This is a genomic window from Curtobacterium sp. SP.BCo (assembly GCF_051903265.1).
Taxonomy (GTDB): Bacteria; Actinomycetota; Actinomycetes; order Actinomycetales; family Microbacteriaceae; genus Curtobacterium.
Window position 1 is genome coordinate 1,875,885 of the sequence record NZ_CP194337.1, and the last position, 24,983, is coordinate 1,900,867.

Consider the following 24,983-nt stretch of genomic DNA (forward strand, 5'->3'; position numbering starts at 1 on the left):
GGGTGGTGCGGTGGGGTGGTGGGGTGGTGCTTTCGGGCTGGACGGACTCGGAACGACGAGTCCGATGTCGTACGACGTCGGAGAAGTCGTTCGGGGTCAGCGCGTGCGGCGGGTCAGCGCCAGCTGCTGCGGAGCGCGCGGAACCAGCGCGGGGTCAGCGCCGGCGGGAGGTACCAGGTCGAGGCCGCGCCGAGCAGGGCGATGACCGCGGGGACCCAGAAGAGCCAGCTCGGGCGGTCCGGCAGCGCGAGGACGATGCTCACGAGCACGATGCCGAGACCGAACCAGAAGAGGCCGAAGACCTTGTAGGACAGGCCGCCCTTCGCCCAGGAACGCCAGAGTCCGGTGTAGCCGAGCAGGCCGACGAGCATCAGGACGGCGCCGATGACCCAGATCACACGGTCCCCTCCCTCGTCGCACACAACGGTAGCGGGTCGATCGAGGGCGTCAGGTTCCCTGCAACCCAGTGTGTCGGTATCCTCGACGGGTTCCGACACACTGCAGCGCTTGAGGGGGATGCCGCATGGCGATCAACGGATGGCGGCTCGATCCGGCCGCGTTCGACCGAGCGATCTCGGACGCCGAGACCGCTCTCGCTGACATGGCGACGGCAGAGCAGTCGTTGCAGAACGCCGCCGGTGCAGCGGAGTCGCTCGCAGCGCGCGCGGTGAACACCGCGACGGCACTCAGTGCGTTCAAGCAGAACCCAGGAGAGATCCGACTCGCGTCGATCGGGAGCCGCGTGACCGCGTCCATCGCGGCGGCGCGATCGATCGCGAACGCGTACGCGGCCGGCGACGAGGAGATGGCGGCGAACGCGAACAACGGGATCGAGCAGTGACCTTCGCCCCCACTGTCAACGAGTTGCCCGACCCCGCGACGCTCGAGTCGGTCGGTGCGGACCTGGTGTCGGCGGCGAGCACGGCGCAGACACAGGCCGACGCGATCGAGGCCGCGTGGAAGGCGTTCGCGTCGTCCGATGTCTACGACGCGCCGGAAGCGGCCACGCTCCGGAACGCCTTGTCGCCGATCGATGCGGACGTGGTCGGGCTGGTCGACGCAGCGGCGAAGGCGAAGAGCGCTCTCGACACGTACTCGACGACGGTGCAGACGCTCCAGACCCAGCGGACAACGCTCCTCTCGGACATCAGCACCTTCGCCGGATCCGACACCTCGACCCCGGCCGGCGCGACCGACGAAGAAGTCACGGCAGCGAAGGACGCGCGTCGTGACCAGCAGGATGCCCTGCAGCGACGCGTGGACCAGTTCAACGCCGCGGCACTGCAGGCAGATCAGGAGTGCGCGGGCGCCATCAATGCGCTCAAGGCGTACGAGCAGTCAGCGGCCTCGAAGTTCTTGAGCTTCGTCGGCGGTGGGACGTCCGGAGCCATCATCGGTGCGGGGATGTCGGTCTCGCAGGAGACACTCGAACGGTGGCGCCAGCTCACCACGGTGCCTGCCGGAGTGATCCCCGAAGCCACGCTGCGCACCCCGCCGCCGTCGTTCCTCGATGCGAACGGCAAGGCATGGTGGCAGGCGCCGGGGGAGATCGCCAAGCCGTACCCGCCGAAGGGGCCCAACATCCCCCTCGATGATCCTCGGTACGGCTCGCACAACTTCCTGGTGAAGGACAAGAACGCCCTGCTCGAGGCGATGCCGGACGTGGCCAAGGGTGCGACCAAGGTCTTGGGCGCCGCTGGAACAGTCCTCACTCTCGGCTCGACCTGGAACGACCAGTGGCACGAGGACGAGGTCGACCACCCCGACTGGTCCGACTCACGCCGGACCGAGAGCGCGGTCACGACCACGGTCATCAAGGGAGGCACCACGGTCGGCGCGGCCGCGGCCGGCGCATGGATCGGTGGCGCCATCGGGACTGCCCTGTTCCCAGGGGTCGGGACCGTCGTGGGCGGTATCGTCGGGAGCGCGATCGGGGGTTGGCTCGGTGGGACAGGTGGCGAGATGCTCGGTGACAAGCTGAACGACATGTACCAGGGGTCGGACTTCGCGAAGGGCGTACACGACGTGTGGAAGGGGATCTTCGGGTGATCTGGGCGATCATCGCGGTGTCGTGCGCGTTCGCGCTCGTGGGGCTGACGGCGTACACCGGCCTCTGGCGGAGCTGGACGCGCTCGTGGAGCGCCGACCGGATCTTCCCGACCGCTTTCCTCGGGTTCGGCGGCATCTGCCTGGGGACGTTCGCGGCGCTCCTGTCGACGCACGCGTTCGTGATCACCGCGGTCATGATGGTCGCGGCCTTCGTGCTGATCCTCGTCGCGGTCGGGCTGTTCGTCTTCGGTGTGCCCGCATGGCTGACGCCGCGCTGGTACCGGCATCGGAGCGGCGCGTGATCGCGGCCGACCTGCCCGACGGCTGGGTCCTCACCGAAGCGACCTTCGGCACGGTGATCGAATGTCCGACGACCAACGGGTTCCGGCCGAACGTGATCGTCGCGCGGGAATCGACGACGGTGTCGTTGGTGGAGGCGTCCTCCGGGATGATGGCCGCTGCCATCGCCGCACAGCCGGGAACGAGAGTCCTGGAGGTCCGTCGTCAGGCGCATGCGATCGGTTCCAGCGCTCGACTGCTGTTCGGGTACCCCCTCGGTGATGACTGGATCGTCGTCGACCAGCGCGTGATCACCACGGAAGACACGGCAGTCCACCTGACGGCGAGTGCCTCCGTGCTCGAATGGACCACCGTCGAACCGCTGCTCGCACAGGTGATGGATTCGGTGCGTCTGGTCGACGTGCAGGAGGGAACGACCCGATGATGCCGCGGATCGACGTTGCTGCGAGCGAGCGCGCCGGCGTCGAGCTCGAATCGCTCGACCGGGTGCGCGACCACCAGCCCGGATGTCGCCTTGCGTGGCAAGGCTCGGAGGCACTCTTCGACCACCTCTGGCAGGTCCGGAGCCGCGGGCTGGTGTCGGCGAGTACTCGTCGTTCGGAGGAAGGTCGAGCCGCACGTGAGCTCGGGCTGGTCAACCGGTTCGGAGCGTTGTCAGACACAGGCTCGGAGTTCGTCGGGATCATCGCGAACGCCACTCGTTCACTCCGGACGCGGATCGAGTCCGAACAGGGGACGCACCACGCCGCGATTTGGGTGGACGGGCGTCGGGCGGCCATGCGCGTCGAACTCGGCGGTGGACGGGTCGGACTCGGGGTCACCTCGGTCGCCGGCGCGGTCGGACACCTCCTCGATTGGATCGCCGTGGAACCGACGTGGTTCGTCGGAGAGCAGGAGGCCGTGACCGTCTCCCTCACGGCACTCCAAGCGCGGTACGAGGAGCACGGTGGACAATCGACGCTCGATGCGCCGACACCCGGGATGCCCGAGTGGTTTCGTCGGGCTTGGGAGATTCCCGGATGGCGCTCGGTCTTCGGCTGGTCCGAAGAGACCGGGTTCGGGATCTTCGCGATCGATGTTCCTGGCTTCGGCTGGCTCGAGCGGTACACCCAGGCCGACGGTGCAGTCGCTCTCCGGCCGATCCGAACCGAGACGGTCGTCCGACAGGTCATCGGCGCGGTGACCCGCGACGATCGTTGACGACGGGACCTCGCGGGAGCGGCAGGAAGAAGGTGTTCGGATGACCCCGCTCGGATTCGTCCTCATCCTGTTCGCCATCGGTTTCGTGTTCGGAGGACTCGGGGCACTGGCCTACGCCGGTGTCTGGCGTTCGTGGATCGGTCGGCTCCACCAGAACGTCGTCTTCGGGTGGTTCTGGTTGGGACTCGCCGTGCTGTCGATGGGTCTCGCTGCGAGCTTCATCCGGACGCCGGTCTTCGGTGTTTCCTTCGTGTTCGCGGTCGCCGCCGCCCTGACCGGTGCGCTCGGTCTGTGGATCCTGCTGTCCGGCGTCCCGAAGCGGCTCCAACCCCGTTGGTACCGCGTGGAGCGTGAGCGATGAGCGCTCCGACCGAGCTCCGCGGCGACCGCGGGACCGTCGGAGCGAGCGAGGACCTCGTCGAAGCGCATGCCCCCATCCTGCCGACCCGGCCCGGTCGGGCGGTCCCGGTCAGCGCATCCGTGTCGACGCGATCCCACCGTCGACGTCGATGGTGCCCCCGGTGACGAAGGCGGCGTCGTCCGACACCACCCAGCGCACGGCACGCGCGATGTCCACCGGCTGCACGGGCCGGCCCGCGGGCGTCCCCGCCGTCATGGCGGCGAGGACGTCCGCCGAGTCCGCGTTGCCCGGCGTCGCCGTCGCTCCCGGCGCGACGGTCACCACCCGGATGCCGCGGTGCCCGAACTCCGCCGCCCACGCTCGGGTGAGCTGCTCGACGGCGGCCTTCGTCGCCGGGTAGAGCGCCATGAAGGGCACGCCGACGCGCGCCATCCACGAGCCGATGTTCACGACGTGCCCGCCACCGCGCACGGTCATCGCGGGAGCGAGGGCGGCGACCAGCACGTGCGGCGCCCGGACGTTCGTGGCGAGCAGGTCGTCCACGGAGTCGTCGGACAGGGACTCCGTCGGACCACCGGGGTAGACGCCGGCGTTGTTCACGAGGACGTCGACGTGCCCGCCGAGCTGTTCGGTGGCGGCCGTGGCGAGTGCGCGGACCTCGGCCGGCGCGGCGGAGAGGTCGGCGACCAGCGGCACGGCGCGGCCACCGTGTTCCTCGATGGACGCGGCGACAGCCTGGGTGCGCTCGGCGTTGCGGCCGTGGACGGCGACGAACAGGCCTGCGGCGGCGAGTTCCCGGGCGATGGCCTCGCCGATGCCGCTGGAGGCTCCGGTCACGAGGGCGGTACGAACGGTGGTGGCAACAGGTGCATCGGTCATGACTCGATGCTCCGGCCGACAGGTCCCGGCGTCCTTGCCCGGATCCACGAGGACCTTGCCGGATCCCGCACGGCACGGCTCCGCGCACGACGTCTGGGTAGGTTGGCACCCGTGGACGACCGCACAGCGCAGCACCTCGACCGGGCCGCGGCGACCGCGTCCGCCCACGCCGCCGTCCTGGGCTCCGACCACCACGACGCCGCCGCGCGTGCCGGGTCCGCGCGCCGCGCCGACGCCCTCGGGCTCACGGTCTCCCGCGTGCACGAGCCGACCGGCCTGTTCGACCGACGGTACGTGCCGTCGTTGTCCGTCGTCCTCCGCGGCCGGAAGCGCTCGATCGTCGGCGACGACGACCAGGTGTGGGGCCGCGAACGGTTCATCATCACCCCGGTCGACCTGCCCGTCGTCGCCGGCGTCGTCGACACCGCCGGGAGCGACGGGTTCGTCTCCGCCGTCTGGCGCCTCGACCCGACGGTCGTCGGGGAGGTCGTGGCGTCGATGTCCGCGCCGACCGCAGCGTCTGGCGGCGAGGTGCCCCGGCTCGGCACCTGGACCGCCCCGCTCGCCGACGCCTTCGCCCGCCTGCTCGCCCTGCTCGACGCCCCCGAGGACGTCCCCGTGCTCTTCCCGCTCGTCGCCCGCGAGGTCGTCCTCCGCCTGCTCCAGACCGAGCAGGCGCCCCGCATCACCGCCGCCCTCGACGGATCCGGCACCTCCGTCGTCGCCGCCGCGACCGCACTCCTCACCGGGCGCATGGCCGAACCGTGGTCGATGGACCGCCTGGCCCGCGAGCTCCGGGTCAGCGAGTCCACGCTGTTCGCCCGCTTCAAGGAGGCGACCGGCATGACCCCCGCGCAGTACCTCAAGCGGACACGGCTCGGCGAGGCACGCCGGCTGATGGTCGTGCACGGCGACACCGCCGCCCGCGCGGCCTCTGCCGTCGGCTTCCGCAGCGCGTCGCACTTCTCGCGGGACTACCGGGACGCCTACGGGCGCCCGCCGGCGGCGGACGCCGTCGCGGCACGGGCGCAACTCGCCCTGGCGACGGCCGTCTAGCCCCGGAGCCGGGACGCACCGGACGGGAGGCGCGGTGCGGGCTGGTGCCGCGCCTCCAGGCCGTCATGGGTTGCGTTGAGCAACGCCCGGGTAGACCGGGAAGATGCAGGTCGTCGGAGTCGAACAGTTCGGAGGGCCCGAGGCCCTCGCCGTCCACGAGGTCCCGGAGCCGCACGCCGGCTCGGGGTCGGTGCGCATCCGGGTGCAGGCGTTCGCCGTGAACCCGACGGACACCGGCGTGCGTGCCGGGCAGCGCGAATCGTCGCACGCGTCACCGCCGTACGTGCCCGGGATGGACGCCGCCGGGGTCATCGACGAGGTCGGCCCCGACGTGTCCGGGTGGGCGGTCGGCGACGAGGTCATGGCGATGGCGCTCCCGCTCAGCACCCACGGTGGGGCGTACGTGCAGGAGCTCGTCGCACCCGTCGGGTCGTTCACCCGGGTGCCGCGCGGCCTGTCCGCCGCCCTCGCGTCGACCGTGCCGATGAACGGGCTGACCGCGCTGCAGATCCTGGATCGGGCCGAGCTCGAGCCGGGGCAGACGCTCGCCGTCACCGGGGCCGCCGGGCTGCTCGGGAACTACGTGGTGCAGCTGGCCCGCGCCGCGGGGATCACCGTGATCGCGGACGCCGCGCCGCAGGACGAGGCACTCGTGCGGTCGCTCGGGCCGGACCACATCGTGGCGCGCGGGGACGGGTTCGCCGCCGCCGTCCGTGCACTCGTGCCGGACGGGGTCGATGCGCTCGCCGACGCCGCCGTCCAGCGGGACGAGGTCGTGAACGCCGTCCGGGACGGTGGCGTGTTCCTGGACGTCCGGGGCTGGGAGGGCAACGGGGCCCGGGGGATCCGGTTCGAGCAGATCATGGTGTTCGGGGAGTACCGGTCGTTCGACAAGCTCGAGCAGCTGCGGCACGCGGTGGAGAGCGGGACGCTGACGCCGCGGGTGGCCGAGGTGCTGCCGGCGGCGCGGGCAGCGGAGGCGCATTCGCGGCTCGAGGCCGGTGGGACGCGCGGGCGGTTCGTGCTGACCTGGGATTGACGCCCGTCCGGTCGTCCGGTCGTCCGGTCGTGCGGTCTCAGGGTCAGGCGGGGGTGCGTTCGAGACTGCGGAGTGCGGCCACGGACATTACGGCTCCGCTGACGCCCGCGGCCGTGGTGGCGAACGGCAGTGCGATCGGTGGCGCCTCGACGAGCATCGCGATCGGGAGCCCGGCGGCGAACCCGACGGCGGCCGTCAGCAGCCCGACGATGCCCACCGCGGGCACCAGGCCGAGCGTGTCGTCGAGGAGCATCCCAAGCGCGTGGACCCCGGCGGCGACCAGGGCGCCGAGGAACAGTCCGATCGGGATCGCGATGCACGCGACGAGCCCCAGGAGCGCGGAGTCCGGCGGCCACCAGTCGGTCTGCGTGACGATCGGCTGGTCGACCGTGGGGTCGGAGACCCAGGTGACGCCGATGATGCCGACGGCCTCGAGGGCGCCGACGATCCCGCCGGCGACCATCACGACGGCCCACGGCCAGCGGCGCGGTGGTCGATCGAACTCTCGGTGCACGTGTTCCCCCTGCGTCGATCCTCGCGTGCGGAGCTGGACGGTCGCGGGGCGCCACGAAGACCGTTTCCATCCCCGACTCATTCCGGTCGTCGGCAGGGGCCGCGAAAGCGGACCGGGATGCCACGGACGCTTTCGTCCGGTGACCGTTCCGGTTGTTGACGGCCGAGCAGACGGCACCACGACGATCACGACCCTCGGGAGAACGGCGTAGCCATCGCGCCGGCCCGACTCCTCCGTCAGCGAAGAGCGTTCTCGAAGGCGTCCTTCCACATGTTGGCGCAGCGGTGTCGCGACGACCGCCAGACGTAGAGCCAGACGCCGAAGACGGTGACGAGTGCCGCAGCGCAGACCATGACCGTCCCGAACACCACGCGCCACTGTTCGGACGCTGAGCCTTCGGTGACGGTCAACGCCGTCGTCGTCATCGACCCGACCACCGCAAGCGCAACAGCGAACATCGTCAAGATGCCGCCAGGTCCGGTTGCAGCGTCCGACCGCACGCGGTTTAGCACTCGGAGCGCCATGGCGACGTCTCGGGAAGCGGCCCTGTGGAAGGCGGTCACGAGCGATGCGGACGGGGCAGCGTGACGCCGGTACTGCCGCTCGAACTCCGCTTCGTCGAAGCGGATGGGCGCCGGTGCGTTCTTGGTCATTCGGAGCAAGGGACGGTCCTTCGTGGTTGAGGTGATGCGCATGCTGATTGCCTGCACGAGGTACCCCATCGGCACGATGAACGAGTTCGTAGCCGACTCTCCGAAAAGACTCCGCCGGGTCAGCGGAGGAGGCCGAGCTCCATCGCTCGGGTCACGGCACGGGTGCGGTCGTTCACGCCGAGCTTCTCGAACACGTGCCCGAGGTGCGTCTTCACCGTCGTCTCGCTGAGGAACAGCGTGCGGCCGATCGCCGGGTTCGAGTTGCCCTGGGCGACGAGCTGCAGGACTTCGAGCTCCCGCGGCGACAGCGACGGGCCGGCGGTGGGCTTGCCCGTGGTGCGGCGGACGAGCGCGGCGGCCGCCGAGGGAGCGAGGGCGGTCTCACCCCGGGCCGTCGCACGCAGGCCCGCGAGGATCTCGGACTCCGGCGCGGCCTTGAGCAGGTACCCGGCAGCGCCGGCCTCGATCGCCGCGAGGATCTGGTCGTCGGACTCGTAGGTCGTCAGGATCAGCACGCGGATCCCCGGCTCGCGAGCGAGGATCCGTGCGGTCGCCTCGTCGCCGTTCATCCCCGGCATCCGGAGGTCCATCAGGACGACGTCGGGTCGCTCGGCGAGGACGACCCCGACCGCAGCCTCGCCGTCGCTGGCCTGCCCGACGACCTCGACGTCGTCGGCGTCCTGCAGCAACGCGACGATGCCGGCGCGGACGATCGGGTGGTCGTCCGCCACGACGACGCGGATCACCGGGTCACCTCCGGCGCGGGGACGGTGACGGCCGGGAGGCGCGGCTCGGCCCCGGTGGGCAACGACACCTCGACGACGGTGCCCCGTCCGGCATCGCTCGTGATCGTGCAGGACCCGCCCGCGAGGGCGAGCCGCTCGCGCACCCCGCGGAGCCCGTGGCCCGCGGTCGGCACGGCGGCGTCGAAGCCGACGCCGTCGTCGGCGATCCGCAGGCCGACCTGGTCCGCCGCCACGTGCAGTGCGACGTGCACCGAGGCGGCGTGGGCGTGCGCGCGGACGTTGGCGAGGGCCTCCTGGCCGACGCGCAGCAGCACCACCTGCGCGTCGCGATCCAACGCGCAGTCGGCCGCGTCCACGGTGACCGGGGTGCCGGTCTCACGGGTGAAGCGTTCGCCGAGGCGGTGCAGGGCGGCGCCGAGACCGTCGCCCGCGACACCGGCGGCGCCGGCTGCGACGAGGGTGCGGGATTCCTCGAGCGCGGCGCGCGCGGATTCTTCGAGGACGGTGAGGCGTTCGTCGAGCCGGTCCACCCGGTCGGCCGCGAGGTCGCCGCGGGCACGTTCGGTGAGCATGACGATGCCGGCGAGGTTCTGCGCGACGGTGTCGTGGAGCTCGCGCGCGAGTCGCTCCCGCTCGCTCGTGACGCCGGCGAGCCGGTTCGCCTCGGCGAGGGAGTCCTGCGCCGACCGGAGCTCGTCGAGGAGTCGTCGGCGTTCGTCGGAGAGTTCGGCGATGCGCGTGATCCAGAGGCCGAGCGCGCATGCACCGGCGACGCTCACCCCCTCGATCAGGACCGTGCCGACGAGGCCGCTCGGACCGCTCGCGATCTGCAGCCCGATGCCCGCGGCCACACCGATCGCCACCGACGCCGCGACCGAGGTGCGGACGCGGTCGAGCTGGCACCACGCCACCGGGAACAGGATGCACTGGATGAACGCGGTGCTCGGCACGATCGCCGGGAGCACCAACGCCGCCACGACCAACAGCGGGACGAACGCCGCAGCGGCCCGGGGCGAGTCGTAGCCCCGCCACCCGTACGCGGCGTACGCCACGGCGAGGACGAGGAGCATCGCGAACGCCGGCCACCGGGTCGACCACGGCGACCACCCGAGCCCGGCGATCACCGCGACGAGGGCGATCGTGACGCCGAACGCCACGTGCAGCCCCCAGTTGCGCTGTGCCGTGATGCTGCGCAGTGCGGTGATCCGGTCCATGGCATCAGCATCCCATCGCCGAGCGCCCCACGAGCGGTTGTCCACAGGCACGATCACGCGTCCTTGCGGTTCCACCGGAATGTCAACAGCCAGGCCACCGCGCCCACGACCAGCCATGCTGCCAGGACGAGGGTGCCGAGGCCGAGGTGCCACGCGCCTCCCGGCTCGGCGGACGCGAACGCGTCCGGCAGGAAGACCGACCGCATGCCCGACGCCATCCAGCGGAGGGGGAAGACCGACGCGACGTCCTGTAGCCAGTCGGGCAGCTGCGTGAAGGGGAGGTAGACGCCGGAGATGAACTGGAGGACCAGGACGATGGGGACGATCGTGGCGGTGGCGCGGCGACCCTCGCGGGGGAGCGCCGAGATCGCGATGCCGAGCACGCAGCTCGTCGCGACCCCGAGGAGCATGATGCCCGCGAAGTGCGCCCACGCGCCGCCGTCCGTCGGCAGGTCCACACCGAACACCAGGCTCGCGATCGCCAGCAGCAGGGCGGTCTGCACGACCGTCGTGACCAGGACCATGCCGATCTTGCCGACGAAGTAGCTCAGGACCGGCAGCGGGGTGCCGCCCAGGCGCTTCAGCGTGCCGTCGCTGCGCTCTCCGGCGATGTCGACGCCGAGGGACTGCGTGCCGGAGAGCAGGATGCCGGTTGCGACGAGGCCGGGCAGGTAGTAGGTGGCGTAGTCGACGCTGACGTTCGGGCCAGCGTGGATCTCCGGGGCGCTCGAGAAGGCGACCGAGAACAGCGCCAGCATGACGATGGGGAAGAGGAAGGTGAAGAAGACCGAGTCGGGGGCGCGGAAGTAGGAGCGGAGTTCGTAGCCGATGCGGTGCGCGCCGATGGCAGTGGTGTTCATCGTTGGCCGACCATTCCGAGGTAGACGTCCTCGAGGGACGGGCGGATGACTTCCAGGTCGTTCATGGTCGCTGTCGTGCTCCTGACCAGACCTGCCGGGTCGCTGGTGCGTTCGTCGTGTCCCTGGTCCGCGTCGTCGCGCCAGCGCACTCGTGGTGTCCGGGCCTCGGCGCCGCCGATCTCGTCGATCGGTGCGATGTCGAGCAGCCTGCCGTCGGCGATCACCGCCGCCCGGTCTGCCAGGTGTGCGGCCTCGTCGAGGTAGTGCGTGGTGAGGAGGATCGTCGTGCCCTCGCGTTTGACCTCGTCGATGAGGTCCCAGAACTGCCGTCGGGCCTCGGGGTCGAAACCGGTCGTCGGTTCGTCGAGGAACAGGACCTCGGGGCGGCCGATGATGCCGAGGGCGACGTCGACGCGGCGGCGCTGACCTCCGCTCAGGCGGCTGATGCGGGTGTTGCGCTGCGCCTCGAGCCCCGTCTTCTGCAGGAGCTCCTCGACGCTGCGGTGGCGCGGGTAGAACGTCGTGAAGTGGCGGAGCTGTTCGGCGACGGTGACGTTGGGGGACTCGGCACTGGTCTGGAGGACGATGCCGATCCGTGTGTTGTGGCCGCGACTCGTGTGTGCCGGGTCGTGGCCGAGCACCCGGACCTCGCCGCCGGTGCGGGTGCGGTAGCCCTCGAGGATCTCGACCGTGGTGGTCTTGCCGGCGCCGTTCGGGCCGAGGAGGGCGAAGGTCTCGCCAGGGCGGATGTCGAAAGAGACGTCGTCCATGGCGCGTTTGCCGGTGGGGTACTGCTTCGTGAGGTGGTGGACCTCGATGGCGGGGGTTTCGGGCATGAGACCAGGGTGCTCGGTCGGTGGTGCGGGCGGATCGGTGGAGGAGGTGGTTCGGCATCCTCCGATCGGGGGATGGGGCTCACGATCGGCCGGGTGACCGTCCTAGTCCGCCGATCCCAGGGATCGCGAACCGGGACGGTCGTCCCCTTCACCGGATGCGGAGAAGCGCGAGGGGGGATGACCGTCCACGGCAACACCGCAGAGCAGACGGCGGACATCGCTCACAGGATGCTGCCGAAGCCTCAGTCGAGGAAGTATGCGGCGGTCTTCTCGTCGGAGTCGAGGACGGATTCCGGAGCGACGCCGACGTGGACCGCGAGGGCGATCGACCCTGCGAGAGCGGTCTCGACGTCGGGCGAGAAGGCCCGATCGAGCACTGCGACGTACGCCGAGGTCGCGCTCCTGATCTGCTCGACGATTTGTTCGTGATCGCTGGCGAGCTGTTCTCCGAGCTCCCGCTGCTCTGCTGCGTATCGTTCCACCAGCTCGGTCTCCCTGCGCGCGAGGGCGTCGGACACCGATTGGTACATGACGCTGCCGACCGTGGTTCCGATGACTGCCCCGAGAACGGGTATCGGTATGACCGCCTGGCCGACCAGCGACGCGACTGCGCTCACGGCGGCTCCCAGAGAAACAAATTCTGCGCGTTCGATGAACTCCACCTCGGAAAGTGCACCCGAGCGGAACTCGTTCGCGAGTTCTGCCACGCCGAAGGCGGCGGTGACGATGGAACTGGCAACCGCGGCCGGTGTCGCGGTGATGTTCGTCAGCGCGTAGATGCTCGACCCACGGACGCCGCCCCTCACCGTGCCGAGACCGGCTTCGCCTAGAACCTCGTACCAGTCATCGCGAGTGAATTCCTTGAGATGTCTGCCCGAACGCCGCTTCGTGATGACGGCCATGACGAAGGTGGTACCACCCTCGACCACGCCACCGACAGCTGCGGCTCGGGCTCCTTCGCTGATGGAGGCTCGGCTCCCGAGGATCGACTCCTCGCGGCGAGTCCGATCGGTCGCACGAAGCGACTCCTTCTCTGTCTCGAGCGTTGATGTGTACTTGCCGCGCTGGACGTCCGCGTAGTTCAAACGAGAGGGTTCGACGGAATCGATCCCCGCCCTCCCCGTACTGAAGAACTCCTGGACTCGCTGCCAGTCCTTGTAGGACGGTCCGTCACCCTCCCCGGTGACGAGCATGCTCGCTTCCGAAGCAGGCATGTCATGCAGCTTCCGGATCAAGGCGTAGTGGTCGGCGGGGATCTGGTACTTGCCGCCGTTCCGGATGAAGTCCGGGTACTTGTCGAGGTGCTCGCTGATCGCGCCGAGCCCGAAGCGTCCTCCCGCAGCGACGAACTTCTGTTGGATCTCGACGCCTCGGCGCAGGAGGTCGACCGGACCATTGTCGTTGACCCACTCGTAGGGTGCCCCGTGGCCCAAGACCCTGGAACGAGCATTGCTGACGCCGACCTCGGCGACTTCGGCGATGAAGCCGTGCATCCCCTTCTCGCCGCCTCGGTTTCGAGCGACGACTTCGAGGTCGATACTCCGCAGCGCTGCGTCGACCGTTGCGAGCGCATCTGCGAGGTTGTCCGCCTGCGTTCGTAGTCGAGCGAACAAGGCATCGAGTCGAAGTTGGTTGAGGTGGTTCACCCAGGCGGCGACCGCTTGCTCCTGGCCGCGCTTGACTGCTCCGGCGGAGTCAGTCATCAGCTCCCCCCGGGATGATCCGCCTGCCCAGGAGATTTGCGCTTGCCATCGCGGTGTTGACGAGGGAAGCGAGAGGAGCCTGATCGGCCTTCGCGAGCGCGGTGAAGTCCGTTGCGAACGACGGCAACGACTGGAGGTAGCTCTTGCCGAGAAGCTCTCGGAGCGAGACGGTCTGCTCGAGCAAGGCTGCGATCTGTTCATTCAGCGCATCGACCGTCGCGATGTTCCGCCGCACCGCGAGGAGAGCTTTCTGCTTCGCTTCGCGGGTCTCGAACTTCTTCTTGGTGAACAACACGATCGAGGTGAGCAGCGCAGCTCCGGCCACGGTCCACCCAATCGGACCCGCGAGCGCCAGGAGTGCACCGCCCATGGCCGTTCCGCCGCCGCCGACCGCGAGCGCACCACCGCCGAGCCAGGCGAGCGCAGCGTTCGTCGCAGCCGCACCCGAGAGCGTGGAGATCGCTGTCCCGGTCGACGCTGCACCGAAGGTCGTGGCGGCCCACATCGCCGCCGCAGGTGCCAAGCTCGCTACTGCGGCGCCGGCGGTGATGCCCGCGCCGGCTCCGAGCGCCGATGCTCTCGCTGCTTCGAGGTCCCTCCTCGCGAACTCCTCGGCATCGAGAAAAGCGGTCCGGTTCATCTCGATGGCTTCGAAGGCCGTGTCGAACGTCTTCGGCGTGTTGGCGATGCTGTTGACGAGGTGTTCCACGAATTCGAGCAGGTCCGCTGTGCGTTCCCGTTGCCTGAGGAGCGCGAGCCCGCTGTCCGTCATCGTCGTGTGCGCTGCGTTGTAGTCGACGACAGCTTGCTCGTACGATTCTGCCGCGGAGTCCCCCCGTCCATCGGGCAAATCCTCGGCAGCCGCTTTCCAGGACTTCGCCCGATCGACGACCCGCGAGGACGTTTCCCGGGTTGCCTGGGCGACGCTGTCGATGGTTCCGCTCAGCCCCTGCTTCAGCCGTTCGGGGTCGAATGGTTGCAAGGTCACTCCTCCGTCACGAACAGCTGGTAGACGTGAACGTACCGGATGCGAGGGACATTCAAGGAGGGGAGTGAGTGGGGGAGGCGCGGCGCCGACCCGGGCCGCGCCCGTCCGCCCGTCAAATCGGGCGGAGACCGCTCCCTGCCTCGTACTCCCATCGCTTCCCGAGGGCGTCCGTGAAGGACATCGAGACGAGCGACCACTTGTCGGCGACGGGGAACGGGCGGAGCATGCGGTCGTCCCACGCCAGCTCCGAGCAGCTGGACGGGAGCTTCCACGCCCGGTTCTGGTGCGGGCGGTTCCTCGGGTAGATCCACTCGGAATACGACTCGCCCGGAGGGCAGATCTTGGCGGTGAACGCGATCTCGTCTGCGCCGTTCATGACGGCCTTCGCCTCGACGTTGTGGATGACCGAGTCGGCCGCGTTGCGGATCACCAGGACGTCGTTCCACAGGGCCTTGTTCTCCGGCTCGGTGCTGTCGAAAACGAAGGAGATCCAGGCGCTCACACGGGCGGCTTCGCGCTCATCGCGATCGGAACGTGCGGTCCGGTCGGCGCGGTGGGCGATCACGAGGCTGCAGATGGAGATCGCGAACGTCACCGCGACATCGAATCAGGCGGCGAGGGCTCCGTTGCTCATCGGATCTGGTGCTCGGAGGAACGCATGTGCTGACCGTATCTGAAGTATCAGAAGGATTCAAAGCTCCGAGTCAACGATCCGGGGAGCTCGCCGTCCTGTCACCATCGCGGGACCGGAAAGGGCAGTCAGCGTCACCTGGCTCGAGGCCTGAGCCGGCGGCCCATCCATTCGCTGACAGGAAACACTGCCGCGGTCATCGCGGTCGAACATCCGGCAATGGCGATCGGGACGGCGAGTTCGGACACGGACACCGACGACAGGTCTGCACCGAACGGCACCGCGAGCAGGGACGCCGACATCGCAGCGACGGCACCGACGAGCGAGCCGATGGAGCCGAGTACCAGCGTAGTGACGAGGACGACCGTGGTGCGGGCCGACGACGAGAATCCGACGAGCGCGAGCGCTCGGAGGTTGCCGCCGATGCCGCGCGCCTGCGCGAGCGCTGTGCCGACGGCTGCTCCCGCTGCGACCACGAGCGCGGGGCCGAGGGTGACGGCGAGCTCCCGCCAGTCCGCTGCGGCTGACGCCGTGGCCGGCCGTGCCAACGAGCTCGTGAGCGCCTGGGCGGTCGTCAGCCCGGTGACACCGACACCGATCTTCGCGATCGGCCCGAATCGCACTGCGCGGTGACCTCGTTGGGGAGGCGATCTGCTCGAAGCGGGCTCCCGAGGTGCAGAATCTGCGCAGCGGGGCCCACAGTCAGTAGCTCAGTGACTCACATCGACCACCACGCGTCCCAGGGGAGTGTCTGGTATCGCAGTGTCGGCGGATGTCCGTAGGCTTGCCCAGCAACCCGACCGAAGGAGCACCACGTGGCCCAAAGCAAGATCCCCGTAATCGACCTCTTCGCAGGTGCAGGGGGCTTGGGGCTTGGCGCTGTTGCAGCGGGAGGCGATTTGAGACTGTCGGTTGATAGCGATTCGTACTCTTGCGAAACATTGAGGATCAATCCTGATCATCCGGGTGAAGTGCTCCAAGCCGACGTTACTACTGTGTCTGGGCCGGACCTGCGTCGCCGCGCGAAGATTAGTGCAAGCGATCCAGTGGTTGTCATTGGCGGTGCCCCGTGCCAGCCATTCAGTAAAGCGGCGTACTGGCTAGACAACGGCGATGAGGCCGCATTTCGACGTGCGCGGAGCCGAGGAGAAGTCGGGGAGCGGTTGCATGCTCCAATTGAGGCCCGGGCGGATTCGCGTCGAACGCTCGTGTCTGAATACATGCGTCTCGTGCTGGAGGTGGATGCTGAAGGGTTTGTTTTCGAGAATGTTCCGAGTATCCTCCATCCGCGTAATAAGGCGGTGTTTGAAGCTCTCGAACAGGACGCCGAAGAGGCAGGGTACCGTATTAGGCGAGTGGTGGCGACGGCTGCGCAATATGGTGCAGCGCAGAACAGACAGCGGGTTTTCCTCCTCGGATCGAAGCGCAGCATCCCAGATGCGCCATCCCCGACTCACGGAGGGGATGGACTTTCGCCCGTGGTGACAGCGGGAGAAGCTATTGGCGATCTGGATCGGCAGGAGTATGCGGAAGAGGGGGAAGTGGTGAGCGGAAGATGGGCGCAGCATCTTCGTGAAATTCCCCCCGGTATGAATTACAAGCATCACACTGAGTGGGCAGGGCATCCGAGTCCCACCTTCGAGGCCGAAACCCGCTATTGGAATTTTCTGTTGAAGTTGAGCCCAGACAAGCCTTCGTGGACAATCCCGGCGAGCCCAGGGCCTTGGACGGGACCATTTCACTGGAGCAGCAGACGTCTGCGAGTTAGGGAATTGGCTGCCTTGCAGAGCTTTCCAGTGGACTACTCATTTGCTGGCCCTCGCCGGGAGCAAGTCCGACAGATTGGAAATGCCGTCCCAAGTGTCATGGGAGCCGCAATGGTGGCATCTGTGATTTCGGCGATCGGAGGTTAGGAACGCAATGAAGGCTGTCAGTCTCTTTTCTGGGTGCGGCGGGCTCGACCTAGGCGTCGTGCAAGCTGGATTCGAAGTTATAGCCGCGAACGACAATGACCCGAGAGCAGCAAGGGCGCACGCTCGCAACTTCCCCGAAACAGCATTCCTCCTCGGTAGTGTTACCGACTTCACCGAAGACCGTGTAGCGGCCCTTGTGGGCAGTCGTGAAATCCTTGAGGATGTCGATCTGCTCGTGGGAGGCCCACCTTGCCCACCGTTTTCGAAGAGCCGGTTTTACCTGAGAGATAAGCCGAGGGCAATGGATGATCCAGTCGGCGAGGAGACGATAACAGGTTACCTGAATACGTTGAGGTGGCTGCGACCTCGAGCATTCATCCTGGAGAACGTTGCTGGCATGGCTTTCAAAGTTCACGCGAGTACCGTCGCACACATCGTGCAAACGGCGGAATCTTTAGGATATAAGTGCGCGTCTCGAGTTCTAAATGCTGCCGACTATGGTGTTCCGCAGATTCGTCAGCGCTTCTTCATCGTTGGGATTCGCGATGACGCTGGGGCTAGAGAATTCAACTGGCCGGAAGCCACCCACGCGGAAGCGCCCACTGATGGTCTAACCCTCCCTTGGGAGCCGGTTGGGAAGTGGATCGGCGATCTCGATACGGACGAGAACGCCGCTGATGTTGGCCACGTTGCAGGCGGGAAGCATCGTGAGCTTCTGAAGAAGGTGCCGCCAGGGGACAATTACCTATTCTTCACCGCGAAGAGGGGACACCCAGACCCTCAATTTGAATGGCGAAGCCGCTATTGGTCCTTTCTGTTGAAGCTTTCGCCTGAGCTACCGTCTTGGACAATCCAAGCGAGGAGATCAAATAACATGGGGCCGTTGCATTGGCGCAATCGCATCTTGCGCATTGAAGAGGTTAAGCGAATTCAAACGTTCCCGGATGACTGGTATCTCGACGGGACCGTAGAGCAGCAATGGCGGCAGGTGGGAAACGCGGTTCCTGTAGGACTTGCCGCGGTGCTCGCATCCAGTGTGCGTGAGGCCCTTGCGCCGGCGACACACGGTCAGGAGTACCTAGCAGCGTGAACACTGCACCCAAACGTCGACTGATTGCGGCGAACGAATTCACGCCTCGCCAACTCGGCGGCGCAGCCGATGCGCTGAATTTCCTGCTGAACACGATTGCGGATCGAGGCTTGTCCCAGCAGGACCTCTCGGAAGTAATCAGGGATCGATGGTTCGCGAGTTCTGCGCAGAATCGGACTGATCCGATGAAGCGGAGGCTTCAGCAACTGAAACGAGCAGCAAATGTTGTGACCGGAATGCGGCAATATTCCATTATCTCCCCGGGGCGGGATTTGATCGTGCTCACTCCGATGGGGGCGCGTCTGCGGTCGATGTTGTCCGACGGTCGAGAACGTGATGCAGCTGATTTGCTGGCTTCTCATCTATTGCGGAAGGCGGACGGTGTCGACGTTTTACGTGCCGCGGAATCGGTAAGACGTCGCGAGGGTGCGGTGCGGGGGCAGGAAGTGGCGAGCGAATTGCGGCTTCGCGGTTTCGATATTCCCAACAACAACGCCGCAGCATCCAAGATGCGCCAGTGGCTCGAATGGGCAAACGTAGTGGATCGAGATTGGAAGCTGGACAATCCTCGATTAAGGGCCCTCGTTGGTTATGGCTTGGACGAGGTTTCCGATTGGTACTCGTTGACCTGGACTCAGCGGGCCTATCTAGAGGTGCTTCGTGATGCCTCGTCTGTTGTCGCAGGCGCCTGGGTTCCGGCGAGACAGGCTTTGGCTGTTTTGGATGAGCGTGCGGTGCGGTTTGATCGCGCCCAAGCGCGAAAGAGTATTTATGAGCCGCTAGCTCGTTCGGGTTGGCTTGAGTTGAGTGCGTCCGGTGACGGGAGGCATTCGAAAGGCGGTGATGTAAGGCTCGCCGCCAAGGGCCTGACATTCGATTTTGAGGCTGTAGGTCTTCTCGCGCCGGATCCTCTTCCATCTGGACTCCAGGAAGCTCTGAGTCAACCACTTGATGTTGTCCTCGCTGATTTGAATAGCCAAGATACTGGTCGTAAAGGTTTGGCTCTGGAGGTTCTGGCCGCACGTATTGCTCTTGACCTTGGGTTGATTCCCCGCCAGCTGCGTGTCCGCGGCGGTGAGACTGGCGGCGCCGAGGTTGATCTCCTGGCTGAGCAGGCGGGGTTCTCGTTCGAGCGTTGGACCGTTCAGTGTAAAAATCAGCGCGCAGCTGTTCCGGTGTCGGTTGTCGCAAAGGAAGCCGGCGTCGCGGCTGTTCTTCGGTCAAATGTGGTGCTAATTGTGACCACCAGCAGCTTCACGCAAAGCGCGCGCGCTTTCGCAAAATCCGTCAATGAGATATCGGCGACGCAGATAATGCTATTAGATGGCGGCGCGGTTGCCGACTATGCGAAGCGTGGCTCAGTGGCGATACAGGAGCATGTGCATTTGCTAGCGCAAGAGGTGGGGCGGCAAAAGGCATTTCAGGGTGCTCTTGTGTCGGAAGTTGAGTAGTGCTTGGCGTGTTTGCGGTCAGTAGTCGCCTAGTAGGTGCGTCACGCCGGGCAGCTGCAGGCGGGTGGCCGGAAATTCGTCCGACTGGTCAGACAGGCTGACCCTTTTTATACGGGGGGTGATCTGGGCGTGCACAATAATCGCGCAGGCGATTGGGACGCGAGGCGAATGTTCGTTTTTGACGGGCTCATCGCTCTCGGTTTGGCAGCGCCTCGATGGCAGCTTCGCTGTCAAGCGATCCGTGGAGATAGGTGCGACGCTGGCCCTCGTTGGGGGTAGCGTCTGGCGAAAGGCTAAGGCCAGGACGCTCATCGCATTCCAACTTTTCTACTCGTGGACTATCCGCGATCGCGATTGCGACTCGGATGCGCGTGTAGCACTGTGGACCGGGGGCCAGGGAGGGCTCGTGGGGGACGACGATTCGTCGAGACCGGAAGGGATCGGCCGGGGCTTGCTGATCCTGCTCGTCGTCGTGGCCCCGATCGCCACGGTGTTCGCCCTTGGCCTCCAGGTCATCACGCTGATCTCGGTGAGCTGGCGCACGTTCAACCACGGCAGCCACGACTACCTGGGGTCGCAGGTCGCGGCCTTGGTGATCGGCCTCGGCGTCCCGCTCGTCCTCCTCGCCATCGGCATCGTCGCGGTGCGTCGCCGCCGAGACTGTCGACGTGCGGCGGTCCTCACGGTCGTCGCCGCGCTGTGCATCGGCGTCGTAGCGGTGTGCATCGTCGTCCCCGCCGTCGGCGTCATCCGACAGGCAACTGCCGACGATCGGGCGTACCAGGCGACGATCCGACAGGACGAGCTCGACGAGCTGGACCCCGCGGACCCGGCCGACGCGCACCAGGCCGCGGAACGCATGGAGCCCGAGATCGACGAGGCGCTCGGCGTCCTCAAGGTGAAGCGATCATCGGTCGAGGTTCAACGCGACTTCACCGCGGGGAAGACCGAGGGCGGCAACGCCTGCACTACATACACGGCGACGATCGCGATGCCCGACTCCCTGGACCGAGACGCGACGATCGAGGTGCTCTCGGACCACTTCGACGATCGCGACGAGGCGAGCCGAGGCGCCGACCACGCCTACACCTACCAGGGGGACGGCGACCCGTCGCTCCGGCCGGCGAACACCCTGTCGGAGATCGAGTACCGGTCGAAGTCGAACGAGCTGATCGTGGAGAGCGACTGCATCATCCCGCGGGAGCCGGGGAACTGATCAGCGCCGCCGGTACCGCGTCGCCGGCTTGCCCGGCCCCTCGGCCCGCTTGGCATCGGTCGCCGTCAGCAGCGGCAGCATCGCGCGCCGGAAGGAGTCCGGCAGCAGTGCTTCGCCCCGGACCGCCTCGTGCACGCGCCGCAGCTCCCTCATGGTGAACGGCTCCGGCAGGAGCCCCCGCGGGTCCGGCGCCGCGGCGTAGAGCGAACGAAGCGACGCCACCGCGACGTCGACGATGTCGTCGTGCCCGTGCACCATCCCCGTCGCCGAGGTGACCGGCACGACACGGGCGCGTGACCCGTCGACCGCGAGCGCCGCCGCAGGCACCACGTCGACGTGCGCCACGGACAGCACCCACCCTCGGTCATCCCGCGAGGGATCGTCGAACACGTGTAACTGCTCCGGCGCGAGCCCCGTCACGCCCGCCTTCGCCTCGAGCGACCGCAGGACAGCCGACGCCAGCCGCTCACCCTCGTGCACGAACGTCCCCGGCAGCCGCCAGTCCCCGTCGACCGCGTCGAGCACCTGCACCACCGACAGCGGCCCGCCCACCGGCACGGTCAGCACAGCCGTGTCGACCGCCACCGACGGGCGCGGGTAGTCCGTCAGCCGCTTGCCGTCGGCATCGCGGTACTCGTTCGTCATGGTCACGATTTTACGCACGTTTGCGTAAATCGTCGCAGGGGTGCAGACTCAGGTTTACGCAGTTCCGCGTAAACCTGCATCGGAGGGGCACATGACCACGCAGACCACCACACGGGTCGACCGAGCCGTCGGCGCCGTCCAGGGCTCCGCCGCCGGCGACGCCCTCGGCGCGGGCTACGAGTTCCGCCCCGCCGTCCCCGAGCCCACCCCGATCCGGATGGCCGGCGGCGGCTCGTTCGGCTGGGCGCCGGGGGAGTGGACGGACGACACGAGCATGGCGGTCCCGATCCTCCGTACGGTCGCGCGCGGCGGCGACCCTGCCAGCGAGCAGGCGCTCGACGGCCTCGTGGCCGCCTGGGCGGCGTGGTCGGTCAACGCGCCCGACGTCGGCATCCAGACACGGAACGTCCTCACCGGCCTGGAGGCACGGACCGCCGCCCACGCGCGCGCTGCGGCCCGACAGGAACACGAGTACAAGGGCCAGTCCGCCGGCAACGGCTCGCTGATGCGGACCGCGCCGCTGGTGCTCGCGTACCTGCGCGGGGGCCGCGGAGAAGAGGAGCGGCTCGCCTCGGCCGCGCGGGCGATCAGTGATCTGACGCACTTCGAGGCGGACGCGGGGGACGCGTGCGTGCTCTGGTGCGTGGCGATCCGGCACGCGGTGCTGACCGGGGAGCTCGACGTCCTCCGCGGCCTCGACCTGCTCGACCTCGACCGGCGCCGGCTGTGGGTGGACCGGCTCGTCACGGCGGAGCACTCGGAGCCGGTGGACTTCACGGACTCGAACGGGTGGGTCGTCTCCGCGATGCAGGCTGCCTACGCTGCGGTGCATCACAGCACCTCACTCGAGGACGCCCTCGTCCGAGCGGTCCGCACGGGCAACGACACCGACACGGTCGCCGCGATCGCCGGGGGCCTGGCCGGGGCGCTCCACGGCGCGGCCGCGCTGCCGACCGAGTGGCGTGAGCTGCTGCACGGTTGGCCGAACCTGCGCGCGGACGACCTCGTCACGCTCAGCGAGCAGGCGCTCGCGGCGTGAACCGGACCCGGCGTCGGAGGCTGCCATGGGGGGAGTCTCCGGCGTCGACGACCGAAGCGGCGTGACGGAGGTGAGCCGCGCCTCCAGGCCCTCGCGTCAGGCGGTGGTCTGCTGCCGGAACACGCCCGCGCGGACCAGCCACACGTAGAGCAGGCAGCCGATGCAGACGTCGAAGACGGCGTTGAGGAAGGCCGCGACGAGTGCGATCGCTGCACCGACCGGCGCGGCGTACGGGACGCCGACCAGCGCGAGGACGAGTGCGACGGCCGTGATGACCAGGCCGACCCGCTGGGCGAAGGTCGGGGGTTCGGGGGCCTCGAGTTCGGCGGGAGGGCCGAGTCGCGGGCGGACGAAGCGGCGGAAGAGCGCGCCGTACGGGTGGCGTCGGATGCCCGCGATGCCTCCGATGGCGAAGAACACGACGATCACGGCGAGGAGGACGACGCCGGCCGCCCACGTCGCGGGGATCAGGGTGAGGACGATCGTGGCGGCCAGGAGCACGGTCGTGATCGCGGCGCCGAAGCGCGGGGAGCGGGGGTCGATGCCGGTGGCGGGTGTGGTGGGCGAGGTCATCGTGACTCCTCTGTGCCTGCGGTCAGGACGGTGTCGAGGGCTGCGGCGAGTTCGGCGGGACGGGGTGGTCCTCCGAAGCGGGTGCGGACGGCGCGGTGACCGTCGAGGAGCAGGACCGTGGGCGTCTGCATGACGTCGAAGCGTCGGGCGAGGTCGGGACGTTCGGCGAGGTCGATCTCGATGCGGGTGACGCCGGGGGTGCGCTCCGCGACGGTGTCGAGCTGGCGGCGGGTGGCCGGGCAGCGGGCGCACGTCGGTGTGGAGAACTGCACGAGGGTGGCGGCGGTGCCGAAGGCATCGGGCGGGGCCAGGTCAGCGGTGGTGTGGCCGTCGGTGGTCGCTGTCGTGGTGCGAGCGCGTCCGGTCCGTGCGCGCAGGACCACGCCGAGGATCGTGGCGAGTGCGAGGACTCCCACGAGGACGGCGACGGCCGCGATGACGGTCATGCCGCGACGGTACGACGATCGCGGCCGCACGGCTCCGAGATGACCGCGTGTGACGGGTCAGGCGCGGCGCCGACGAGGCAACCGGGACAGCGGGCCCTGCAGCAGCAGGAGCAGCACCCAGTAGAGGCCGACCGACGGCACGAGCAGGGAGAGCACCAGCGCGAGGGCGAGCAGACCGGCGGCGATCGGGCCCTTGCGGGTGTCGCCGAGCGGGGACGACAGCAGCTCGGGGGCACGGCGGAGCTCGCGTTCGATGGCGGTGAGCGTGAGGCTCGTCACGACCATCGTCCCGATGTACAGCGCGTGCGACACCCGGTCGCCGTCGGCGCTGCTGTTCAGCAGGTTCGCGGCGAACGGCAGGAACACGATGCTGGTGAGCCAGATGAAGTTCAACCGCATCACGCGGAGGTTGTAGGAGCGGACGTGCTCGAACACCTGGTGGTGCAGGGTCCAGAAGCGGGCGATCACCCAGAACGTGACGAGGAACTCCAGGAGGGCCGGCCAGTGCTCGGCGAGGAGGTCTCCGGCGGTCGTGCCCTTCGTGACCTCGCCGGCGATGTCGACCAGCGGGAGGATGAGGATGGTGATCGCGATGGCGACGGTCGCGTCGGAGAAGTTCACCAGCCGGTCGAGGCCGCGCTCGGTCCGTGCCTGTGCCGTCTGCTCGCTCATGGGGCCGAGCGTACCGAGCGGCGGGCGCTGCGCGTCGGGCGCTGGGCGCCTGGGCGCCTGGCGCCTGGGCGCCTGGGCGCCTGGGCGCCTGGCGCCTGGGCGCCTGGGCGCCTGGGCGCCTGGGCGCCTGGGCGCCTGGGCGCCTGGGCGCCTCACGCCGTGCGCCGTGCGCCGTGCGCCGTACGCCGTGCGTGGTGCGCTGGACTCGGGTGTCGCGCGACCGGCCCTAACATCGGGGCATGAGCGACGACGTGACGCCCGGCCGGTACCGCCACTTCAAGGGGAACGACTACGAGGTGCTGCTCGTCGCGCGGGACGTCGAGACCGAGGAGCCGGTGGTCGTCTACCAGGCGCTGTACGGCGAGCGCGGGCACTGGGTCCGGACGCTCGCCGACTTCACTGCGCACGTGAGCCGTGACGGGTACGACGGGCCGCGGTTCAGGCAGCTCGGCGACGACTGACCACTCAGCGACGCCGGAAGAGGTACACGCCGATCAAGCGACCGCTTGACTGCACTGAGTCGAGTTGATTCTGCATGTTGCTCAACGACGAGATGCTGATCTCGTGCGTGTAGCCCGCGTGCTCCAGTTGCCAGCCGACTTCCTCGATCCCGCTGAGGGTCGCGGCGCTGTCAGCATCGACGGTCAGCGAGGTCTGGAAGAGGGCGTCTCCGCGAACGTACGCAGACTCAGCCTGCCCGCGGGGTGAAGCGTGGTGCCGCCTGAGTGCCGCCCGCTCACGTGCGTCCGCCTTGTCCTCAGATGATCTGAACAGTCCCATCGACGTCCTCTCGTGACGATGCCCGCGACACCGCGTCGGTCAGCGGACCATAGCAGGATCGCTCCGGGCCTCGAAGCCGCCGTGACAGTGGTGTCGGCGGCCGCCCCTAGGCTCGCAGGGCACCAGACG

The 24,983-nt window shown here is 68.2% G+C and carries 31 protein-coding genes; 14 read left to right on the forward strand and 17 right to left on the reverse strand.

Annotated elements, in window-relative coordinates:
* Positions 1-113 precede the first annotated feature (113 nt).
* A complete protein-coding gene (locus tag ACRQ4B_RS08990) occupies positions 114-398 on the reverse strand; it encodes a hypothetical protein (RefSeq protein ID WP_439691093.1) in 285 nt (94 codons plus the stop codon).
* A gap of 125 nt (positions 399-523) precedes the next feature.
* Between ACRQ4B_RS08990 and ACRQ4B_RS08995 the strand changes: the two genes are divergently transcribed.
* The 6 genes from ACRQ4B_RS08995 to ACRQ4B_RS09020 are packed head-to-tail and all read left to right on the forward strand — an operon-like array spanning position 524 to position 3,910.
* The gene (locus ACRQ4B_RS08995; protein ID WP_439691094.1) at positions 524-841 is read left to right on the forward strand and encodes a DUF6507 family protein; all 318 of its coding nucleotides are present in this window, start codon (positions 524-526) and stop codon (positions 839-841) included.
* A complete protein-coding gene (locus ACRQ4B_RS09000; protein WP_439691095.1) occupies positions 838-2,049 on the forward strand; it encodes a hypothetical protein in 1,212 nt (403 codons plus the stop codon). Before ACRQ4B_RS08995 ends, ACRQ4B_RS09000 begins: the two co-directional genes overlap by 4 nt.
* Entirely contained in the window at positions 2,046-2,351 is a 306-nt protein-coding gene (locus ACRQ4B_RS09005; RefSeq protein WP_439691096.1) for a hypothetical protein, read from the forward strand. Before ACRQ4B_RS09000 ends, ACRQ4B_RS09005 begins: the two co-directional genes overlap by 4 nt.
* Positions 2,309-2,773, forward strand: a complete 465-nt coding sequence (locus tag ACRQ4B_RS09010; RefSeq protein ID WP_439691097.1) for a hypothetical protein — start codon at positions 2,309-2,311, stop codon at positions 2,771-2,773. Before ACRQ4B_RS09005 ends, ACRQ4B_RS09010 begins: the two co-directional genes overlap by 43 nt.
* Positions 2,770-3,549 carry a hypothetical protein gene (locus tag ACRQ4B_RS09015; protein ID WP_439691098.1) on the forward strand — a complete coding sequence of 260 codons (780 nt, stop codon included), beginning with the start codon at positions 2,770-2,772 and terminating at the stop codon, positions 3,547-3,549. The genes ACRQ4B_RS09010 and ACRQ4B_RS09015 overlap by 4 nt, the downstream gene beginning before the upstream one ends.
* A gap of 40 nt (positions 3,550-3,589) precedes the next feature.
* A complete protein-coding gene (locus tag ACRQ4B_RS09020) occupies positions 3,590-3,910 on the forward strand; it encodes a hypothetical protein (RefSeq protein ID WP_439691099.1) in 321 nt (106 codons plus the stop codon).
* Between the two features lie 108 nt (positions 3,911-4,018).
* Here ACRQ4B_RS09020 and ACRQ4B_RS09025 read toward each other — a convergent pair whose 3' ends face one another.
* A complete protein-coding gene (locus ACRQ4B_RS09025; RefSeq protein ID WP_439691100.1) occupies positions 4,019-4,789 on the reverse strand; it encodes an SDR family NAD(P)-dependent oxidoreductase in 771 nt (256 codons plus the stop codon).
* Positions 4,790-4,900: 111 nt separating this feature from the next.
* Here ACRQ4B_RS09025 and ACRQ4B_RS09030 point away from each other — a divergent pair, with 111 nt between their 5' ends.
* Positions 4,901-5,845 (forward strand): AraC family transcriptional regulator, encoded by a 945-nt coding sequence (locus ACRQ4B_RS09030; RefSeq protein ID WP_439691101.1) that lies wholly within the window; start codon positions 4,901-4,903, stop codon positions 5,843-5,845.
* Positions 5,846-5,948: 103 nt separating this feature from the next.
* Positions 5,949-6,884: an NADP-dependent oxidoreductase gene (locus ACRQ4B_RS09035; protein ID WP_439691102.1), complete on the forward strand. Its 936-nt coding sequence runs from the start codon at positions 5,949-5,951 to the stop codon at positions 6,882-6,884.
* Positions 6,885-6,927: 43 nt separating this feature from the next.
* Here ACRQ4B_RS09035 and ACRQ4B_RS09040 read toward each other — a convergent pair whose 3' ends face one another.
* The 10 genes from ACRQ4B_RS09040 to ACRQ4B_RS09085 all read right to left on the reverse strand — a co-directional run bounded on the left by ACRQ4B_RS09040 (position 6,928) and on the right by ACRQ4B_RS09085 (position 15,652).
* Positions 6,928-7,398 (reverse strand): hypothetical protein, encoded by a 471-nt coding sequence (locus ACRQ4B_RS09040; protein ID WP_439691103.1) that lies wholly within the window; start codon positions 7,396-7,398, stop codon positions 6,928-6,930.
* 236 nt (positions 7,399-7,634) lie between these two features.
* The gene (locus ACRQ4B_RS09045) at positions 7,635-8,051 is read right to left on the reverse strand and encodes a hypothetical protein (protein ID WP_439691104.1); all 417 of its coding nucleotides are present in this window, start codon (positions 8,049-8,051) and stop codon (positions 7,635-7,637) included.
* A 119-nt stretch (positions 8,052-8,170) separates the two neighbouring features.
* Positions 8,171-8,797 carry a response regulator gene (locus ACRQ4B_RS09050; protein WP_439691105.1) on the reverse strand — a complete coding sequence of 209 codons (627 nt, stop codon included), beginning with the start codon at positions 8,795-8,797 and terminating at the stop codon, positions 8,171-8,173.
* A complete protein-coding gene (locus ACRQ4B_RS09055) occupies positions 8,794-10,011 on the reverse strand; it encodes a sensor histidine kinase (RefSeq protein WP_439691106.1) in 1,218 nt (405 codons plus the stop codon). The genes ACRQ4B_RS09050 and ACRQ4B_RS09055 overlap by 4 nt, the downstream gene beginning before the upstream one ends.
* 53 nt (positions 10,012-10,064) lie before the next feature.
* Positions 10,065-10,871, reverse strand: coding sequence for an ABC transporter permease (locus ACRQ4B_RS09060; RefSeq protein WP_439691107.1), 807 nt, complete (start codon positions 10,869-10,871; stop codon positions 10,065-10,067).
* Positions 10,868-11,707 carry an ABC transporter ATP-binding protein gene (locus tag ACRQ4B_RS09065; RefSeq protein WP_439691108.1) on the reverse strand — a complete coding sequence of 280 codons (840 nt, stop codon included), beginning with the start codon at positions 11,705-11,707 and terminating at the stop codon, positions 10,868-10,870. Before ACRQ4B_RS09065 ends, ACRQ4B_RS09060 begins: the two co-directional genes overlap by 4 nt.
* 242 nt (positions 11,708-11,949) lie before the next feature.
* Positions 11,950-13,410, reverse strand: coding sequence for a hypothetical protein (locus ACRQ4B_RS09070; RefSeq protein ID WP_439691109.1), 1,461 nt, complete (start codon positions 13,408-13,410; stop codon positions 11,950-11,952).
* Positions 13,403-14,392 carry a hypothetical protein gene (locus ACRQ4B_RS09075; RefSeq protein ID WP_439691110.1) on the reverse strand — a complete coding sequence of 330 codons (990 nt, stop codon included), beginning with the start codon at positions 14,390-14,392 and terminating at the stop codon, positions 13,403-13,405. Before ACRQ4B_RS09075 ends, ACRQ4B_RS09070 begins: the two co-directional genes overlap by 8 nt.
* Before the next feature lie 118 nt (positions 14,393-14,510).
* The gene (locus tag ACRQ4B_RS09080; RefSeq protein ID WP_439691111.1) at positions 14,511-14,993 is read right to left on the reverse strand and encodes a hypothetical protein; all 483 of its coding nucleotides are present in this window, start codon (positions 14,991-14,993) and stop codon (positions 14,511-14,513) included.
* A gap of 170 nt (positions 14,994-15,163) precedes the next feature.
* Positions 15,164-15,652 (reverse strand): hypothetical protein, encoded by a 489-nt coding sequence (locus tag ACRQ4B_RS09085; protein WP_439691112.1) that lies wholly within the window; start codon positions 15,650-15,652, stop codon positions 15,164-15,166.
* Between the two features lie 192 nt (positions 15,653-15,844).
* Between ACRQ4B_RS09085 and ACRQ4B_RS09090 the strand changes: the two genes are divergently transcribed.
* The 4 genes from ACRQ4B_RS09090 to ACRQ4B_RS09105 all read left to right on the forward strand — a co-directional run bounded on the left by ACRQ4B_RS09090 (position 15,845) and on the right by ACRQ4B_RS09105 (position 20,699).
* A complete protein-coding gene (locus tag ACRQ4B_RS09090; protein ID WP_439691113.1) occupies positions 15,845-16,942 on the forward strand; it encodes a DNA cytosine methyltransferase in 1,098 nt (365 codons plus the stop codon).
* Between the two features lie 7 nt (positions 16,943-16,949).
* On the forward strand, positions 16,950-18,032 hold the full coding sequence (locus ACRQ4B_RS09095; RefSeq protein ID WP_439691114.1) for a DNA cytosine methyltransferase: 1,083 nt from the start codon (positions 16,950-16,952) through the stop codon (positions 18,030-18,032).
* Positions 18,029-19,483 (forward strand): restriction endonuclease, encoded by a 1,455-nt coding sequence (locus ACRQ4B_RS09100; RefSeq protein ID WP_439691115.1) that lies wholly within the window; start codon positions 18,029-18,031, stop codon positions 19,481-19,483. The genes ACRQ4B_RS09095 and ACRQ4B_RS09100 overlap by 4 nt, the downstream gene beginning before the upstream one ends.
* Positions 19,484-19,934: 451 nt before the next feature.
* Entirely contained in the window at positions 19,935-20,699 is a 765-nt protein-coding gene (locus tag ACRQ4B_RS09105) for a hypothetical protein (protein ID WP_439691116.1), read from the forward strand.
* On the opposite strand, the gene ACRQ4B_RS09110 is transcribed toward ACRQ4B_RS09105, so the two are convergent.
* On the reverse strand, positions 20,700-21,344 hold the full coding sequence (locus ACRQ4B_RS09110; protein ID WP_439691117.1) for an NUDIX hydrolase: 645 nt from the start codon (positions 21,342-21,344) through the stop codon (positions 20,700-20,702).
* A 91-nt stretch (positions 21,345-21,435) separates the two neighbouring features.
* Here ACRQ4B_RS09110 and ACRQ4B_RS09115 point away from each other — a divergent pair, with 91 nt between their 5' ends.
* Positions 21,436-22,383, forward strand: coding sequence for an ADP-ribosylglycohydrolase family protein (locus ACRQ4B_RS09115; RefSeq protein WP_439691118.1), 948 nt, complete (start codon positions 21,436-21,438; stop codon positions 22,381-22,383).
* A 96-nt stretch (positions 22,384-22,479) separates the two neighbouring features.
* On the opposite strand, the gene ACRQ4B_RS09120 is transcribed toward ACRQ4B_RS09115, so the two are convergent.
* Genes ACRQ4B_RS09120 through ACRQ4B_RS09130 form a run of 3 tightly spaced genes read right to left on the reverse strand, consistent with a single transcriptional unit; the run spans position 22,480 to position 24,074 of the window.
* Positions 22,480-22,956 carry a DUF4395 domain-containing protein gene (locus ACRQ4B_RS09120; RefSeq protein WP_439691119.1) on the reverse strand — a complete coding sequence of 159 codons (477 nt, stop codon included), beginning with the start codon at positions 22,954-22,956 and terminating at the stop codon, positions 22,480-22,482.
* Positions 22,953-23,402: a thioredoxin family protein gene (locus ACRQ4B_RS09125; protein WP_439691120.1), complete on the reverse strand. Its 450-nt coding sequence runs from the start codon at positions 23,400-23,402 to the stop codon at positions 22,953-22,955. Before ACRQ4B_RS09125 ends, ACRQ4B_RS09120 begins: the two co-directional genes overlap by 4 nt.
* 57 nt (positions 23,403-23,459) lie before the next feature.
* Positions 23,460-24,074, reverse strand: a complete 615-nt coding sequence (locus ACRQ4B_RS09130; protein ID WP_439691121.1) for a TMEM175 family protein — start codon at positions 24,072-24,074, stop codon at positions 23,460-23,462.
* Between the two features lie 239 nt (positions 24,075-24,313).
* On the opposite strand from ACRQ4B_RS09130, the gene ACRQ4B_RS09135 reads away from it, so the two are divergent.
* Positions 24,314-24,535 (forward strand): DUF1653 domain-containing protein, encoded by a 222-nt coding sequence (locus ACRQ4B_RS09135; protein ID WP_439691122.1) that lies wholly within the window; start codon positions 24,314-24,316, stop codon positions 24,533-24,535.
* A gap of 4 nt (positions 24,536-24,539) precedes the next feature.
* Here ACRQ4B_RS09135 and ACRQ4B_RS09140 read toward each other — a convergent pair whose 3' ends face one another.
* Positions 24,540-24,854: a hypothetical protein gene (locus ACRQ4B_RS09140; protein WP_439691123.1), complete on the reverse strand. Its 315-nt coding sequence runs from the start codon at positions 24,852-24,854 to the stop codon at positions 24,540-24,542.
* Positions 24,855-24,983 lie beyond the last annotated feature (129 nt).